This is a genomic window from Nitrososphaerales archaeon, from assembly GCA_032906765.1.
Lineage (GTDB): Archaea > Thermoproteota > Nitrososphaeria > Nitrososphaerales > Gagatemarchaeaceae > DASPPF01.
Map to the genome: position 1 here is coordinate 151,301 of JAJTZB010000001.1, position 16,181 is coordinate 167,481.

Sequence of the window (16,181 nt, forward strand, 5' to 3'; positions counted from 1 at the left end):
TCTATGCCTCCACCACGTACCTGTAGTATGTGCTGGTTCCGGCCGTCTCGCTTTTCCTGGTTATCCTGACGAAATCGCCCGGCTTTGCTCCTATCTCCTTTGCCACCGGGTCGGTGGCAAGAATGTAGGGAAACTGGCCCGGAGTCGCGCTGTTCCTAGCCACGACCTGTTCGGCCTCCTCCCTAGTCAGTAGTTCGTGCTTTGGAATCAGGAAGTGGGTGCTGATCTGGAACGGAGGGACTTCCTCTTCGACCTTCTTCCTCTTCACTGGCTTCCTTGCAGTTGTCTTTGTGGTCCTTGCCGGGGCTATGCCTCGGCACCTCCATTCATAACTAACCCTAGGGGACGAGAACAGTACAAGCGCAGGGCCCGACGTTTGCCGAGCAGGGTCGTGTATTTACGCTTTTCCGACGATGAAAGGGCTCTGTTGCGTTCATGGGTGTTGGGAGTCCTCCCTGTTGCGCCTCTGGTGCTGAGCGTTCTGGATAATCGTCTCCCATTTGTTCTCGCCCTCGACTTTGATTCCCGCTCTCTCGGCGGGTGTCGCTCCGTTCAACCCTTCATGCGGTCTGATGAAGTTGTGGTAAATCTGGAGTCCCTTGATTATGGGCGTGTCTATTCGCTTCAGCCCACGCATGACTTTCTCTCTGTCTCGGAACTCCCCGTTGAGCCGTTCCATCTTGTTGTTGTGAACCATTCCTGACAGTCGGATTTCCTTAATGTGTGCCGTGTGAGGGAACTCGAAATGTGAAGCTATCCCATATGTTCTCAGCCCGTCTGTTATCAGCGTCTTGGGTTGCTTCCCTGCCGTCTCTTTCGCTTTTCGGAACAGTTGGGTTGCGTTTGTGTTCTCCTTGAAGTTGGACACCTGTTGAGCAATCCAGTAGCGGGTTTCATCGTCCATCATAGAGAACAGATACTTCATGTCTCCTTTCACCTTGACGAATACCTCGTCTGCCCTCCAAGTGTCCGAGACTTGCGGGGTGAAGTCCTTGAGATATTCGTCCATCAGTCCCGTGTATTTCTGAATCCACCGATAGACCGTCGTATGATTGACGGTCACGCCTTGGAGCCTCAGAGACTTCTGCACGTTCCGAAGGCTCTCGCCTCCGAAATACATCTGCATCGCAAGCGTGATAACCTTCGGGTTCGACCTCATGCGCTCGAATCCGAAGTTCTTGGAGAACCGCTTACCGCATGATAGGCACTCGAAGCGCTGAATGTTGCCTCCCCTGTTGTGGAGTAGGCCGTCCTTCTTGATGCGTTCGGAGCCACAGCTAAGGCACGACTGGTAGTCAAGAGGCACGACGCGCCTCGCGTTCTCTATTCGCCGACGAATCTGAAGCGAGAGTTCAACCGCGAACTGGTGCTTGCACTTCACGCCTCTGAAAGCAAAGTCGGGGCAGGAGCAAGACCAACCCGCCTCTGTCGAGACGACGACATACCACGCGTCCCCTGATTGAGACTTCACGTGATACTCGAACTGGCTGACCCTGACAACGTTGGCCTCGACTTTGGCGATTGCGCTCCCCCGCGACTGTCTTGAATCAAAAACGGGAGTTGTCATCTGTCCATCAACTCCCAAGAGTTCTGGCGAGCCTCGGAATCGTCCTCTTCCTCGCCCATCTCCGCCCTGTCGATTTGCGCGGGTGTCATGTGTCCATAGGTGTGTATTAGCACCTATATTAGCGTTGTCCCTATTGACACCTATACACACATAGTTAAATACCGAGGCCGACAAGGGGAGAGCCGATGCAGAAGCGATATAATGTCGCCATGACAGAGGAGATGGAGAAGAGGCTGGAGATAGAGCGGAAGAAAAGGGCTCTTGACTCGATACCTGAGACCGTTCGATACATCTTGAGCGAGTATCTCGCGAAGTCATAGTCTTATCCCGACGATTGTAAGCATCAGCAGTATCGTCACCAAAATGATAATTATCACGCCTACGTAGCCGAGCGCGTTGACGACCCTAATCCAAAGGGGAGTGCCTTTCAATCTCAAAACCCCAAAGTGTGGCTGAAAGGGACGAAGTCAAACTCTTGATTGCCGTGGGAGTAGCTGCGAGCATCGTGGCATACTACACTCTTAGAAGTTCTGCGTCCCTTCCCTTTCCGCTCAAGATTCCTTCCCCTGACCCTTTGGGAATCGACCAAGACATCAACTTCACTCTCGGGGGGTTGATTCTCATTTTCTCTGCTTATGTCAGCGTCTTGGCCTTCGCCTATTCTTGGGATTTCTTCATCCCGTTGACTGAGAACCACCTCAAGTTCCGAGATTTTGAGAGCGCGGTGAGGAGCGTTGCGAACGCCGAATTCTTGGTTGCCGTAGGTGTGCTGATAGTCCTCTACATCGAGGTTCTCTTTCGGATTGTTGAACCCGCGTAGACAATTACCGAGCCGAGTCCCGACGCTTGACAGGCAGAGGATTGCGGAGCGAGTCCCGAGGGTTTGACTGAGCCTGACTGTTGCACGACTGGTGCCGAAGGACTGGCCTGAGTTAACGCAACAGAACCGATGAAAGGGTTCTGTTGAATCTATGGGTGATTTTCGCTCCATGTTGCGTTGCGGGTGATGGCGAGGGTCTTTCGGATTGATGAGAAGCGACCGACCATGAGCCCTATGGAAGGGATATAACAATGAACCCCTCGCGCGGGGTAAATTGCCTGACATCGATGTCCCCCTTGTCAGTCAGGGAGACGATGATGTTGGTTGTGTTCCTGCATGTGTCAAGATGGTCATCGAGTTTTACTCGGCGATATACCCAGACTTGCCGAATCCCCACATGGATGCACTTAAGAAGGCGATGGGCTATGACGACAGCGGAACATCGTTGGATGGCGTGACTGGGGTGAACCGAATCCTCGTGGGAGGGGCTCATCGGCTCGAATTTGACTGGAGGGATTTTGCCGTGTTCGACGACATCAAGGGAGAGCTTGAAGGTGGAAGACCTGTGATTGCGTGGATGAAGCCCAATCGTGCATTGGAACTCAGCCATTCAGTCGTTATCAAGGCGACAACGGATGATGACTTGAGGGTTAAGGTGAACGACCCTGAGCCTGATGACCCTAAGAGTGAATACACCACGAGCGAGTTCATGAAGCAGTGGGAGAACTCCGACAGAATCCTTATCCGAGCCAAAGTCACCGAGAGACCTCAGCAGAGGGAACTGGGGGATTACGCATGATGAGCGAACCTGTGCGGAAGATTAGGAGATATGTCGATAGGAACTATGGCGACACGATTACCGTAGCTGACCCCCTCTACTATGCAAACCAAAAGTTCTGGGTCGCCGAACTGAAGTCAGACTATCCACGCAGAATCCGTGATGACAAGAATAACCAATCATTCGTCAAGTTCCTGACGCTGAGAGACTTGGGCGAGATAAGGCTGACCGACGACAACCGCATCGAAGCGACCCCCAGAGAGGAATTGGTTGAGCGATTGCGGTCTCGTCTTGAGCAGTGGCGCGAGACGGCACAACAAATCATCCTTTCCACATCATCAGAAGAACTGGCTCCACTTGGCGCGTTCAAGGACTCCATTAACCCAATCGTACTCGTAATCAGGTGGCTGGCTAAGAAGGGGAAGCATGAGATTACGAATGAGCAGTTAACAAAGGAACCAGACCCTAGGAAGATGCTTAGGTGGATCAACTTCCTTGTGGACATCAAACTCCTTCAGCGGTCAGACAGAGGATTCACCTATTCCAATCTTTTCACCGAAATGGAAAAGGAGACCGCAGGAGAGGGAACGGAGCATTTCGTAAATCATGTGGTCGCATACATAATGAAAGACTACTACCACATGATTCGGCAGGTCTTCAGAGTGTCCAGATTCGAGACATACCTGCACATGGCGACTTGTTACTACGCGCCATCAATCCAAGCGGAGCGCATGCTCTACAGGAACGAAGACTCCCTTCTGAGGTTGTATCACAAGTGGTATAGCAAGAGTTTCTCAGACTTACGCCTGTCATCGATTCTCGACGAATTGGAGCATCAGAAGATTATGACGTGGGTCGATGACTATTGGTATGGCTCGTCTGAAATCTGGAGCAGAATCCAGCCCCTCATCTCAACAATCCCGCAAGTGGTCGAACGACGCAAGGGTTAGCTGTCGGAACCACCTGAAGCTTGGTCTTTTTTCGATAGCCCTCTTGAGCAATTCCATCCACTTGTTTTCTCCCTCGATATCGATTCCCGCAACCTCTGCGGGGGTCTGTCCCTCAAGTGCGATGTGTGGCTTCACGAAGTTATAGTGAATCCTTTGGCCTTCCGCTATGGGAGTCTTCATTGACTTCCACCCACGCTGAACCTTGACGCGCTCTCTAAGCGTCCCGTTCAACCTCTCGATTCGGTTGTTGTTTGCATGTGGCTTCCCCACCCCTGCCCTTGCGATATGCTCAGGCTTCGCTCCGCAGACAGAATCCTTCCGCGAAGGAACCGAGACGTTGCAATCTCTTTCCTGCGGAATCCTCGCAATATGACGAAACGAAGTTCTAGAGGTTGACAGACTCGGCCTCGTAAATCGCGGTACCTTCCTCCGGTCTCCTCACAATCCGGCTGAATTCCTGCAGCAGCTTCCTTGTCACGGGCCCGGCAGTCCCAGTCCCTATCTTGACCCCGTTGATTGAGCCCGCGGCAACTACCTCTGCCTTCGTCCCGACGAGGAACACCTCGTCAGCAGTGAGGAGGTCGAAGGGTGTGATGTCTCTCTCGGAGACCTCGATTCCGAGGTCCGAGCAGAGCCTGATGATTCTGGCCCTCGTAATCCCGTGGAGTATCCCGGCTGCCGATGAGGGTGTAGAGACCCTGTTGTCCTTGACGAGGAACACGTTCGTTGCGCTCGCCTCCGACACAAACCCCCTGTGGTCCAGCATGATCGCGTCATCCGCGGCCACCCTGCTCGCTTCCATCTTCGCGAGGATGCTGTTCAGGTAGTTCAAGGACTTGATTTCGTGAGAAGTGGCGTCGACTGAGTCCCGCCTCACTGACGAGATCGCAAGTTTGAACACGCGTGGCTCCTTCGGCCCAAGAATGCTCTGCACCGGCTCCGCTATCACGAAGACAGTGGGCGTCCTGCAAGTCGCGGGGTCGACGCTCAGGTCACCAGTTCCTCTGGTCAACACCACCCTGATGTAAGCGTCGCGAAGTTGGTTCTTCCTAAGGGTCTCGAGGATAACCTCGCCCATCTCGTGTTGAGTGAGAGGCACTTCCAGACGGATCACCTTCGCAGACTCGTAGAGCCTCCTGACGTGGTCGTCGAGGCGGAAGACGCTTCCGTTATAGGCCCTGATGCCCTCAAAGACACCGTCGCCGTAGAGAAGTCCATGGTCAAACACGGACACGGTCGCCTTCGACTTCGCCATGAATTCTCCGTCTACGTACACGAGTGGTTCCTGCATCGGCGTGCGGCCTCACGGAGCTTGATAAAACAGTTACGTCAATGTACAGTATTGCGCAGTCTTGAGAAGACGAACGGCAGGACGCCGCCGCTCTCGATATAGCGCATCTCCGTGGCGTTGTCCACCCTGCACATCACCTTGAACCTCTTCTCGCCGGCCTTTCCCCTCGCCATGACGTCCACCAATTGTTTCGGGCCCTTCATCGCCGAGATGCCGGTAATGTCGAAGGTCTCCTCGCCAGTCAGCCCAAGTGTCTTGCAGTTCTCGCCTTCCATGAGTTGGAGCGGGAGCACTCCCATCGCGATCAGGTTGCTCCTGTGGATTCTCTCGAAGCTCTCGGCGATGACTGCTCTGACGCCGAGGAGCTTCGGGGCCTTCGCGGCCCAGTCCCTCGAGCTGCCGGAACCGTACTGCTTTCCTGCCAGGATGATGAGTGGGACGCCCTCCCGCTGGTAACGCCCCGAAGCGTCGAAGATTGATGTCACTTCGCCGCTGGGGAGGTGCCTTGTCCAACCACCCTCCTTCCCGCCAGCGAGAGCGTTCCTGAGCCTGATGTTGCTGAAACCTCCTCTAACCATCACCTCGTGGTTGCCCCTTCTGCTTCCATACGTGCTGAAGTGGATCATGTCCACTTTCCTACCCAGTAGATACTTTCCTGCAGGGCTGTCTACCGCTATGGTCCCAGCTGGCGAGATGTGATCTGTCGTGACCTTGTCCTCGAGAAGAGCAAGCGCCCTGGCGGCACGAATTTCTGCCTTGGCAGATTTCGTCTGCGACTCGTCGAACCAGGGGGGCTGCCGGATATAGGTGGAGTCCTCCTGCCAATGATAGAGGTCGTCCGTGTATGAGGCCAGGGCGTTCCACTTGTCGTCCCCCTTCATCGCACCCTCGTAGCGCCTCCGGTAGAGGTCGGGGCTCAGCGACCTTTCGGCCGCCTCTTTAATCTCACCCTGGCTCGGCCACAGGTCACTGAGGAAGACCTTCTCTCCCGTCTTGTCCACGCCGAGCGGCGAGTTGTAGAAGTCGAAGTCGATTCTTCCCGCAAGGGAGTAGGCGACGACGAGCATCGGCGACATCAGGAACGACCCCTTTGCAAGTGGATGAATCCTGCCGTCGAAATTTCTGTTGCCCGAGAGGACCGCCACTGCGTATAGGTCACGCTCGATGATTTCCCTCTCGACCTCTGGGGAAAGGGGACCGCTGTTGCCTATGCAGGTAGTGCAGCCATACCCAACGATGTTGAAGCCCAACTTGTCAAGGTACGGCAAAAGCCCAGAGTTCCGGAGGTAGTCGGTGACTACAGTAGAACCCGGCGCTAGGCTCGCCTTCACCCATGGCTTCGGGGAAAGGCCTCTCTCGGCAGCCTTCTTCGCGATAAGACCTGCGCCTACCATGACCGTGGGGTTGGACGTGTTCGTGCAACTTGTTATCGCTGCGATCACAACTGTCCCGTCTTCGAGCGGCGCCCCCTGCAACTTCCTTTGCTGGAGCACTACCTGAGCGCCTGAAGCGGACGTTGCGCCTCCGGCTCCCGACCCAGCTGGAGAAGCGGCTCGATAACGGTGGAGGAAGTCCACTGCGAAGGTTGGGACGGACTTGAGCGCCCGCCTCTCCTCCGGGTTCCTGGGGCCGGCTATGGAGGGTTCGATCTTGTCCAGGTCAACGACCATGACCTCCGAGTACTTCGGTTCCGACCCTTCGGCGAAGAAGCCGTTCTGTCTGGCGAAGTCTCTGACGAACTCTACGTGGCGCTTCTCCCTTCCAGTCCCGAGCAGATACGCTAGTGTCGATTCGTCAACCGGGCAGAACCCGACGGTGGCGCCGTATTCGGGTGACATGTTCCCTATCGTCGCCCGGTCGGGGACGGAGAGCGCCCTGTAGCCCTCGCCGAAATACTCGACGAAGGAGCCCACCACGTTCTTCTCCCTGAGCCTCTCTGTCACGGTCAGGACCATGTCTGTGGGTGTGACTCCTTCCTGGAGGCGCCCTGTGAACCTCACTCCGAGTACCTTCGGGATCGGCATGTGGTAGGGCTCGCCCAGCATGACGGCCTCAGCCTCGATCCCGCCGACTCCCCAGCCCAAGACGCCAAGCCCGTTCACCATGGTTGTATGAGAGTCGGTGCCGACGAGCGTGTCTGGGAAAGCCTCGAGGCCGCCCCCCGACTTGGCCGTGGTCACGACCTTCGAGAGGTACTCTAGGTTGACCTGGTGGCAGATGCCCTTTCCGGGGGGGAAGACGCGCATCCCAGTGAATGAGGACTGCGCCCACTTGAGGAGCGAGTAGCGCTCCGAGTTGCGCTCGTACTCCTTCTCCAAGTTGAAGTTGAGAGCGACGCCGCTGCTCCACGCGTCCACCTGCACCGAGTGGTCGATGACCAGGTCGACGGGGACGTTCGAGTTGACAGTCTTCGGCTGCATGCCCGCCCTCTTGGCTGCGTCTCGCATCGCAGCCAGGTCGACCACGAGTGGCACGCCCGTGTAGTCCTGAAGGAGGACACGGTAGGGCATGAATGGGAGCTCCTCCCCGATGCTCTTTGGCCACTCGGCCAGAGCCATAGCCGCCTCCTCGGCACCGGGCACTCTTCCGGAATTCCTCAGAGCGTTCTCAAGCAGCACTCTCATGGAGTACGGAAGAGCTTCGACGTCGTAGCCGAGACCCTTCAGTGCGAGCGGGCTGTAGCTCCACGCCCTGCCTTCAGGGGTGTCCACCTTCTTGCGGACGACAGCGAAGTCATTCGCGGCCATCTCAATCAGTTGTCTCCGAGCCGAGCTGGCCTGTATTTGAATTTCCCGCTGGCTTGAGGGCCACCCGACGACCCCTCAGAAGCGAAGGTATGATGGCGACTGTGTTGACCACGGCCAGTACAAGATACGCCTTGTCAAGGCCGTCGGCGAACAGAACCCTGGCCGATGACGCAATCGACGATATGTTGGTGGAAGAGATGATCGAGGTGATGAGCGAGTACGGAAGGAAGAAGGTCATCACAAGGATAACGACGTTGAAGCTGAGCGTCAGCCCCACGTTGAAGAACGTCGCCCTGAGGCCTGAAGCAACCCCCCTCCTGGGCCCAGGGACAGACCCCATCACCGAGCTCATGTTGGGGGACGAGAAGAGACCCATGCCGAATCCACAGATGACGAGGTAGACGAGCAGGAGGGAGTAGGGGGCGGACGGGCCTGTGGTGGAGAAAAGGTAGAGGGAGATGCTCACTGTTGCGAGGCCGGCCGTCGTAAACGGGAGGACCCCGAACTTGTCTGAGAGGCGCCCGCTGAGTGGCCCCACGAGCAGGAAAGCCAGGTCGAAGGGAACGATGGCTATGCCTGCCTGAAAGGGTGATAGCCCCTCGACGAGCTGGAGGTAGAGGCTGATGAGAAGTATGAACGCGCCGAAGGCTATGGCGTTGAGCAGTTGCGTGACCACTCCCCCTGTGAACTCTCTTATTCCGAGGAGGCGGAGGTCGAGCAGCGGACGCTCAGTTCTGCGCTCGACGGCCACGAAGGCGGCGAGGCTCACAAAAGACACAACCAGCAGTGCGACTACTACCGACTCCTCGCCTATTCCGTACGCCGCGTACGTCAGTGCCAGCAGGAGAGTAGTGATGAAGGTCGTAAACGAGAAGAACCCGGGCCAGTCCATCGGGGCGCTCCTCTCCGTCTGACCGAGTTCCCTGAGCTGCCTCCTCGCCCAGAGCGTGCCGAAGATTCCGACGGGTATGTTGATGTAGAAGAGGAACCTCCAATCCAGAATCGACAGTATCAGTCCACTGATTGTGAGCCCGAACATCGCGCCCACCCTGAACGCTACCTGGTTCGTGCCGAGGGCGAGGCCCAGCTCGCCGGACGGGAATGCGTCAGTGATAATGGCCGCGCTGTTAGCGAAGAGGGCAGCGGATCCGAGCCCTTGGAGGACCCTGAAGAAGATGAACAAGTCGGGCGAGACGGAGACTGAGGTGAGGAGGGACCCGGCGGTGAAGACGGCGAACCCCACCGCGTAGATCTTCACCCTGCCGAACATGTCGCTCACCCTCCCGATGAAGAGAAGCGCGATGGTGCTTCCGATTGTGTATGACTGAGTGAACCAGATCGCCTGCTCCGCATCCGCGTGAAGGGCGGAAGCAACCACCGGGAGCCCGATGACAACGATGCGAGAGTCGATTCCGCTCATGAGCACGCCGACTGTTGTTACCGTGAGCACCGTCCACTTGTAGTCCAAAGTCCTTCCCCTAGATTTCAGTCGACTCGGCGACCTTTTCCCTGACTTTTCGGAGCGCCGAGAGCGCTGAGGCCAGTTCTCCAGGGCTCAAGGTTGAGCTCAGGCTGCTCGCGTACTTGACGAACCTGCTGGAGATGTTCTTGAAGATCCGCGACCCCTCCTGGGTAGGTTCAATCACGTAGAGTCTTCTGTCCTTCCTGTCTCGCCTCCGCCTAACGAAGCCCTTCGACTCCATCCTGTCGACAAGTCCGGTTACGTTCGCTGGGGCGACGAGCATGTGCTCCCCGAGCCTGCTCATCGGCATCGGCCCGTTCCGTGAGAGAGCGAGGAGGACGCTATACTGTGAGAAGGAGATCTTCTCTTTCGCTAACCTTGCGTTGAGCCTTTTCAGCGCTGTCCTGTAGACCGTCCTGATGCTCTGCCAAAGCTCCAGCCCCGGTTCAGTGGTCGCCTGCATCGCACGACGTCAGTTCCCGAGGCCGCCCGAACTTGCTAATATCCCTGATGTTCAACTAGTTAAGCAATTCCACCCCCTAACTGTGGGGCTAAAGTACTGAGAAGAGATCAGGAACGAGAGCGAGTGAAACCATTCCGGGTTCACGATAGGAAGGACCGAGCCTACGTCGCGGCCCTAGCATTCGGTGATTTCCACGTAAGCAAGCATGGAAGAAAGGTTCGCATAGAGGCATCCTCGACACATCCTGCTCAGATTGACCTAGTTACGGGATTGTTCAACGAGTACGGGAAGCAAATCAGGTACCCGATAAGGAGTGGACGTGTAGTAGCTTGGCGAGTAACGTACAACCTCGACAGGGCGTTTTCATTCCTCTTCCAAGCTAAGGACTTGGTAAAGAAAGGATTGTCGAGTTCGAGGCTGTTCTATTCCACTCTCTCAGGACTCACTGATTCGGAGGGGCACGTGGGTCTGACTAGGAGGGGTGACACAGCATATCCAGTCTTGACGATAAGCAATACCAACCGGCAGATAATGCAGCTTCTCCATCATCGTTTGAGGTGCAGAGGATACCCAGCGAATCTTGAAGCCCGTGAATACTCGCGCGGCGCACTAATCTATGAGGTCTCTGTAAGGGGTGTAAAGGCGCTGAACCTCCTCCGTAAACTGAATCTGAGGCACAGGGAGAAAGTCTTAGCGAGGTCGATTGTCTTGCATGCATCGCATAGCCCAAAGCATTCGCTTGGCTCCTACCGCAGATTCCGTCGACAATTGGAACTGGAGAGGGACGCTTACGTCCTAAGTGCGATCGAAGAGTACCGGAAGAGGAAGTGTAGGAAGGCCAAGCGGGTGCGAGCATTTGAAAGAGTCACAGCCAACGCAGTGATGATGAGACGAGAAGGTTTGACGATAGAGGAAATAGCAAAATCTTTGAACAGGTCGAAAAGGACAGTCTATAGGCTGTTAGGCAGGAAAACCAGATATGGAATCCCAGAGGAAACCGAACAGGCTAATCAAGGAGAAAAGCCCGTACTTGCTCAAGCACGCGTACAACCCAGTTGATTGGTATACCTGGAACGACGAAGCACTTGCAAGAGCCAAGAACGACGGGAAGCCAATATTCCTCAGCATAGGCTACTCTTCCTGCCATTGGTGCAATGCGATGGAGAGGGAATCCTTCGAGGACGAGGAGACTGCCGCGTACCTGAACAAGCATTTCATCCCAATCAAGGTCGACAGGGAGGAGAGGCCGGAACTCGACGCCTACTACATGAACGCGGTGCAGGCGATGACAGGCGGCGGAGGCTGGCCGTTGACCGTCTTCCTTACACCGGACCTCAGACCGTTCTACGGAGGGACGTACTTCCCTCCGAACCCGCGCCAGGGCATGCCGAGCTTCATGCAGGTCCTTGAATTCGTAGCGAAGCTCTGGAATGACAACAAGGGCGAGGTGTCGAGGAACGCAGAGCAGGTTGCCGGTGCTCTCCAAGAAGAACCGTCTGCGGAGAAAGAACTGACGAAGTCAGTCCTCGACGAGGCCTACGCTGAGCTGGCTGCCTCGTTTGACACCGAGCACGGCGGGTTCGGCGGGGCCCCAAAGTTCCCCCTTCCGCTGTACCTAGAATACCTCCTGAGGTACAACTTCAGGACGGGGAAGGAGCTCGCCCTCAAGGCGGTCACGAAGACGCTCGACGAAATCGGGAGAGGCGGAATAAGGGACCACGTCGGTGGGGGGTTCCACAGGTACTCCACTGACAGGCTGTGGCTTGTGCCTCACTTTGAGAAGATGCTCTACGACAATGCGCTGCTCGCCCGCGTCTATCTCCGCGCCTTCCGCGTCACGGGCGCCCAGCAGTACGCGTCTGCCGCCACCGATGCGCTGGGGTGGATGATTAGGGAGATGGCCTCCACTGAGGGCGCCTTCTACTCTGCCCAGGATGCTGACACCGACGAGGGAGAGGGTGTTTACTACGCCTGGACGCCCGGGGATGTCGAACGCGTCGTGGGTCGCGGGGCCTCCGACGTCTTCTGCTATGTCTACGGAGTCACCAGAAACGGGAACTTCGAGGGAGGCAAGTCCCTCCTCAACACGGCCCATTCTCTCGAGGAGGCTGCCTCAAGATTCGGTGTAGACACGAAGGGCCTCGAGAAGAGCATGCGGGAATGGAAGTCGAAACTCTACGAGGCCCGGCTGAAGAGGCCCAGGCCTGCCACCGACACCAAAGTCCTGACGTCCTGGAACGGGCTCGCCATCTCGGCCCTCGCCGAAGCAGGCCGCACGCTTCAGGACGAGACGTACCTCGCCGCGGCAAGGAAGGCAGCCAAGTTCATCTTGACGACCAACAGACGCGAGGGGTCGCTGTTCAGAAGGTACGCAGGCGGAGAGGCAGCAATTCCGGGAGTGCTGGAGGACTACGCATTCTTTGCAGAGGGCCTGCTGGACCTGTTTGAGGCGACGGGCGAACCTCAGTGGCTCGAGGAGTCGCTTGCATTGTCAAAGAGGATGGTGGAGCTATTCTGGGAAGAAGGGAGTGGCTCGTTCTTCATGAGCGTGGACTCGATCCCAGCCAGGGTAAGGGATGACCACGACGGTCCAGTCCCGTCGGGGAGCTCCTCTGCAGTTGTCGTACTGACGAGGCTCTCGGCAATCACCGGGGAAGACGCTCTGAGGGAGAAAGCAGAGAAGGCGCTCCGCCAGCTCGCTTACCGCCTCGAAAGACAGCCCACCTCCCACACATACTTGCTCGGAGCGGCAGACATGCTTCTGAACGGGATGCGCGAGGTTGTCATCACTGGCAAGGACAAGGCAAGTACGAGACAGATGGCGCGGGAGGCGACGAAGGTCTACATCCCTGACTCCGTGCTCGTCACGGCAACGAAGGAACACTTTGGAAGACTCTCCAGACTGACGCCCCTGCTGGAGGGGAGGACTCCGGGGCCGAAGCCGGTGGCGTACGTCTGCCAGAACTTCGCTTGCAAGCTGCCTGCGCGCACCGCGGGCGAATTGGCGGAGCAGCTCGGGCGAGCAAAGGGGTTTCGCAACAGCTAAACGAAAAGGCGTACAATCACACGCGATAATGTATAGTTGGTATCGTGGGGGTGCTTAAGAGCACTCGATTAACCAAAGTATTGGAGAAGCAGGCTTGGGGCACCCTTGGAAGTCGAGGGGAGAGAAAAGGACAATCGTCTGGAATCAGGAACAGCCCGAAGAGGTGACGCGATACCTCGTTGATATGCGGGAGGCGATTCGATACGCCCTCCAAGTGGCATACAGAGATATGGCAAGGGACTCGGGCAGGATTCCATCTCCGATAACTCTCAGGAGAGAGGCCAAGGAATGGTTCAACTCCCGATATTCATACGCAAGGCATCACATCAACCCAGTCTGTAGGGCAGCCATCGCCCTGCTTCGCTCGTACAGGAAGAACCGCTATGGTGAATTCAGAATACCCGAGGTGAAGAAGCTGGCGATGAGAATTGATTCGGAGCTGTTCAAGATTGTTGATGGAAGTATCAGAATCACAGTCCAGCCGAACAAGTACGTCTGGCTTCCAATCAAGACTTCAAACAAGCACTACGAAGAGTACAGCACGGGGAAGGCTTCGGAGCTCCTCATCACGGACAGGAAGGTCTGCCTGACATTCATCGTCAGCAATGGCGAGAAGAAGCCTCTGGGAGAGAGGCTTGCGGCCTCAGACCTCAACTTCAAGACCATTGACTCTACAAGGGTATCCCTGAGCAATCAGCCTGCACTGGTTGGCGTGGAGACGCAACCAATCAAGGAGATAGTGCGGATTCAGAACGACTTCTCGAGGAGGAGAAGGATGATGCAGAAACATATCAAGAACCCCCAGAAGAGAGCAAAGAAGCTCATGGGGACTAGAGGGAGGCAAAGGAACAGGGTCAAGGATGTTCTCCATAAATTGTCAACGGAGCAGGTGAGGAGGAATCCAGATACAACATTCGTCTTCGAGAACCTCAAGGGAATCAGGAGAAACGGAGAGACGAAGAGCAGGGAGTTCAGGACCTATCTGAACAGATGGCCATACCGACTCTACCAATCGATGGTAGAATACAAGTCGCCGAATCGCACCATCTACGTGAGCCCGAGGGGGACCTCGTCAGAGTGTCCCGTCTGCGGTGGAAACCTGGAGCACCCGGCTTGGGCTGTGAGCAGGTGCGTCAAATGCGGCGTGGACTACGACAGGGACAGGCTCGCCTCGCTGGCGATACTCTGTCGTGGACTGCGCCTGTGCGGCCAACCGTTTGCCGTGAGTGCGGACGCCTCTTGGCAGCTGTTGAAGGATGAATACCTGCACACTCCCACCACGCCTGAAGGTGGGAGAGCAGGTTGGACTGAGGTTGCCAACGCTCCGAATGGAATCGTATGTGAAAGCGAACGATCCCAGAAACGGTAGCGTTTTATCCTGCGCTCGATGATGACCAGTCCCATGGCCAAGCAGTGGGAGATCAGGGGCCTCTTCGGGAACGAGTACGCTATGGAGTGCGCTGTCGATGAGCTGAAGAAGCAGAGCGGGTTCGAATACGTCGTCCTCGACAGGAGGAATCTCTCGGTCCGATTCCTACGGAGGAACGAGAAGGCGGAGGAGATGGTCAAGAGGACCTTCGAGATCAACCACGGCTTCGTCGAGTCCGAGGCCCCACTGGGCGAATTCGACGCCAAGAAAGAGACGTCGCGATGGAAGAAGCTCAAGGAACTCGAAGAGAAGAAGAAGCGGGCCGCGCACTAGCAATCGTGTTCGCTGGTTAATTAGTAGGTCCGCGGGGTCGTCGAACCATGGAGAAAGCCAGCACCACCAAGAGGGGGTTGGCGATCCTCTACATCGCCATGCTCGTATCCAGGGTCGGGTTTGGCGTCATCATTATCCTCTTCCCGTTGTACATCGCAAGGTCGTCGGACCTGGCAACGGCTGGCTCGCTCGCGCTGTACCCAATCTTCGAGGCAACCGCGGCGCTGCCAATGGGTCGACTCTGCGATGTCAGGGGGAGGAAGCTGGTCTTCACCGTCTCCCTCTGCTACATGGGACTTCTGATCGCCACGGTGGGTCTGACGAGGGACATCTACGTCGTCTCTGCGATTCACGCGCTGATGGGGATAGGCGCAGCCGGCGTCACAGTTTCCTCCCTGACGATGATAACTGACCTCACCGTCGAAAGGAACAGGGGCACAGGAATGGGCACCTTCGACTTCGCCAATATCGGCGGCTATGCGCTGGGTCTCCTCCTCGGGGGGAGATTCGAGGCCGTGTTCTTCGCCAACTTGGGATACGCCTTCTTCGTCACCGGCGGAGCCGTGGTTGCCGCTTTCGTGGTTTCGTTAATCATCCTCCGGGAGCCGCCCCACTTGCCCCGCGGGGTCGAGATGAGCCTCAACCCGTTCAAGGCAATCGACGAAAGGTCAAAGGCCATACTCCCCATCTGGTTCAGCATCACACTCCTCCTCGGTATCGTCTTCTTTTTGCCCAGGGCTCTCGCCAGGGTGGGGGTTGGGGGAGGCGCCACGGCGAACCTCCTCTTCGTCGGGGTCGTGATTCTTGGCGTCGGTTCGATTGGATTCGGAGCTCTGTCGGACGTCATTGGCAGGACAAGGGTCCTTTTGGTAGGCGTCGTGGGCCTCGGTGGGCTTCTGGTGTCTGTGGGACTGACGTTTCCGAGGGGTCTCGAAGTTGTCATTTCGAACCTTCCAGTGATAGGCGCTTTCGCCATACTCACCTCGGCGCTCGTCCCAACCATCCTTGCGACAGTGGGCGACCGGGCCAGGGGAGATATGAGAGGTTCTGCGATGGGCCTGTACAGCGTGATGCTGAGCTTGGGAAGCGCGGTTGGGACAGTTGTCGCAGGGATCGCACACACTGTAAGGGGGTTGCCAGGTATCTTCGAGGCGGCGACTGCCATCTTCCTCATAGCTTGCGCCGCCAGCTTTCTGCTCTGGCGGAGGGCCAGCAAACCATTATAGTTTCAGAACTTGGCTGGTACCCCTGCTGCGGGGGTCGCCCAGCCTGGTCAACGGCGCGAGGCTTAGGACCTCGTCCCTCAGGGGTTCGTGGGTTCGAATCCCACCCCCCGCACCACAAGAATCGGCCAA

At 56.7% G+C, this 16,181-nt stretch carries 15 protein-coding genes and 1 tRNA gene; 9 read left to right on the forward strand and 7 right to left on the reverse strand.

The annotated features are described in order from the left end of the window. Window position 1: 1 nt before the first annotated feature. Both LYZ69_00785 and LYZ69_00790 read right to left on the reverse strand, forming a co-directional pair. Window positions 2-268, reverse strand: coding sequence for a DNA-directed RNA polymerase subunit H (locus LYZ69_00785; protein MDV3276985.1), 267 nt, complete (start codon window positions 266-268; stop codon window positions 2-4). Between the two features lie 165 nt (window positions 269-433). After that, window positions 434-1,567, reverse strand: coding sequence for an IS6 family transposase (locus LYZ69_00790; GenBank protein MDV3276986.1), 1,134 nt, complete (start codon window positions 1,565-1,567; stop codon window positions 434-436). Window positions 1,568-2,015: 448 nt separating this feature from the next. Between LYZ69_00790 and LYZ69_00795 the strand changes: the two genes are divergently transcribed. The 3 genes from LYZ69_00795 to LYZ69_00805 all read left to right on the forward strand — a co-directional run bounded on the left by LYZ69_00795 (window position 2,016) and on the right by LYZ69_00805 (window position 4,115). After that, window positions 2,016-2,387: a hypothetical protein gene (locus LYZ69_00795; protein ID MDV3276987.1), complete on the forward strand. Its 372-nt coding sequence runs from the start codon at window positions 2,016-2,018 to the stop codon at window positions 2,385-2,387. A 274-nt stretch (window positions 2,388-2,661) separates the two neighbouring features. Continuing rightward, window positions 2,662-3,186: a C39 family peptidase gene (locus tag LYZ69_00800; protein ID MDV3276988.1), complete on the forward strand. Its 525-nt coding sequence runs from the start codon at window positions 2,662-2,664 to the stop codon at window positions 3,184-3,186. Continuing rightward, window positions 3,186-4,115 carry a hypothetical protein gene (locus LYZ69_00805; GenBank protein ID MDV3276989.1) on the forward strand — a complete coding sequence of 310 codons (930 nt, stop codon included), beginning with the start codon at window positions 3,186-3,188 and terminating at the stop codon, window positions 4,113-4,115. The genes LYZ69_00800 and LYZ69_00805 overlap by 1 nt, the downstream gene beginning before the upstream one ends. On the opposite strand, the gene LYZ69_00810 is transcribed toward LYZ69_00805, so the two are convergent. The 5 genes from LYZ69_00810 to LYZ69_00830 all read right to left on the reverse strand — a co-directional run bounded on the left by LYZ69_00810 (window position 4,077) and on the right by LYZ69_00830 (window position 10,078). Next, on the reverse strand, window positions 4,077-4,385 hold the full coding sequence (locus tag LYZ69_00810) for a transposase (protein ID MDV3276990.1): 309 nt from the start codon (window positions 4,383-4,385) through the stop codon (window positions 4,077-4,079). The two genes, LYZ69_00805 and LYZ69_00810, sit on opposite strands and share 39 nt — an antisense overlap. A 115-nt stretch (window positions 4,386-4,500) precedes the next feature. Then, window positions 4,501-5,406: a branched-chain-amino-acid transaminase gene (gene ilvE / locus LYZ69_00815; GenBank protein MDV3276991.1), complete on the reverse strand. Its 906-nt coding sequence runs from the start codon at window positions 5,404-5,406 to the stop codon at window positions 4,501-4,503. A 38-nt stretch (window positions 5,407-5,444) separates the two neighbouring features. Next, window positions 5,445-8,153 (reverse strand): aconitate hydratase AcnA, encoded by a 2,709-nt coding sequence (acnA, locus tag LYZ69_00820; protein ID MDV3276992.1) that lies wholly within the window; start codon window positions 8,151-8,153, stop codon window positions 5,445-5,447. A 1-nt stretch (window position 8,154) separates the two neighbouring features. Then, complete coding sequence (locus LYZ69_00825) at window positions 8,155-9,621, reverse strand: MFS transporter (GenBank protein MDV3276993.1); 1,467 nt, start codon at window positions 9,619-9,621, stop codon at window positions 8,155-8,157. 10 nt (window positions 9,622-9,631) lie between these two features. Beyond that, window positions 9,632-10,078 (reverse strand): MarR family transcriptional regulator, encoded by a 447-nt coding sequence (locus LYZ69_00830; GenBank protein ID MDV3276994.1) that lies wholly within the window; start codon window positions 10,076-10,078, stop codon window positions 9,632-9,634. Window positions 10,079-10,201: 123 nt separating this feature from the next. On the opposite strand from LYZ69_00830, the gene LYZ69_00835 reads away from it, so the two are divergent. The 6 genes from LYZ69_00835 (at window position 10,202) to LYZ69_00860 (ending at window position 16,167) form a co-directional block, all read left to right on the forward strand. Next, entirely contained in the window at window positions 10,202-11,137 is a 936-nt protein-coding gene (locus LYZ69_00835) for a helix-turn-helix domain-containing protein (protein MDV3276995.1), read from the forward strand. Next, window positions 11,058-13,124 (forward strand): thioredoxin domain-containing protein, encoded by a 2,067-nt coding sequence (locus LYZ69_00840; GenBank protein MDV3276996.1) that lies wholly within the window; start codon window positions 11,058-11,060, stop codon window positions 13,122-13,124. The genes LYZ69_00835 and LYZ69_00840 overlap by 80 nt, the downstream gene beginning before the upstream one ends. A gap of 94 nt (window positions 13,125-13,218) precedes the next feature. Then, window positions 13,219-14,493, forward strand: a complete 1,275-nt coding sequence (locus LYZ69_00845; GenBank protein MDV3276997.1) for a transposase — start codon at window positions 13,219-13,221, stop codon at window positions 14,491-14,493. Window positions 14,494-14,526: 33 nt separating this feature from the next. Then, complete coding sequence (locus LYZ69_00850; protein ID MDV3276998.1) at window positions 14,527-14,826, forward strand: hypothetical protein; 300 nt, start codon at window positions 14,527-14,529, stop codon at window positions 14,824-14,826. A 47-nt stretch (window positions 14,827-14,873) separates the two neighbouring features. Beyond that, the gene (locus LYZ69_00855) at window positions 14,874-16,052 is read left to right on the forward strand and encodes an MFS transporter (protein MDV3276999.1); all 1,179 of its coding nucleotides are present in this window, start codon (window positions 14,874-14,876) and stop codon (window positions 16,050-16,052) included. 27 nt (window positions 16,053-16,079) lie between these two features. Further along, window positions 16,080-16,167: transfer RNA gene (locus tag LYZ69_00860), tRNA-Leu, on the forward strand. The last annotated feature ends 14 nt before the right edge of the window (window positions 16,168-16,181 follow it).

What these genes read in the sequence shown, in the direction of transcription:
- acnA (MDV3276992.1), bottom strand. Translation starts at nt 8,153, where the DNA reads ATGGCCGCGAATGACTTCGCTGTCGTCCGCAAGAAGGTGGACACCCCT.
- LYZ69_00830 (MDV3276994.1), bottom strand. Translation starts at nt 10,078, where the DNA reads ATGCAGGCGACCACTGAACCGGGGCTGGAGCTTTGGCAGAGCATCAGG.
- LYZ69_00840 (MDV3276996.1), top strand. Translation starts at nt 11,058, where the DNA reads ATGGAATCCCAGAGGAAACCGAACAGGCTAATCAAGGAGAAAAGCCCG.
- LYZ69_00855 (MDV3276999.1), top strand. Translation starts at nt 14,874, where the DNA reads ATGGAGAAAGCCAGCACCACCAAGAGGGGGTTGGCGATCCTCTACATC.
- LYZ69_00805 (MDV3276989.1), top strand. Translation starts at nt 3,186, where the DNA reads ATGAGCGAACCTGTGCGGAAGATTAGGAGATATGTCGATAGGAACTAT.
- LYZ69_00850 (MDV3276998.1), top strand. Translation starts at nt 14,527, where the DNA reads ATGGCCAAGCAGTGGGAGATCAGGGGCCTCTTCGGGAACGAGTACGCT.
- LYZ69_00790 (MDV3276986.1), bottom strand. Translation starts at nt 1,567, where the DNA reads ATGACAACTCCCGTTTTTGATTCAAGACAGTCGCGGGGGAGCGCAATC.
- ilvE (MDV3276991.1), bottom strand. Translation starts at nt 5,406, where the DNA reads ATGCAGGAACCACTCGTGTACGTAGACGGAGAATTCATGGCGAAGTCG.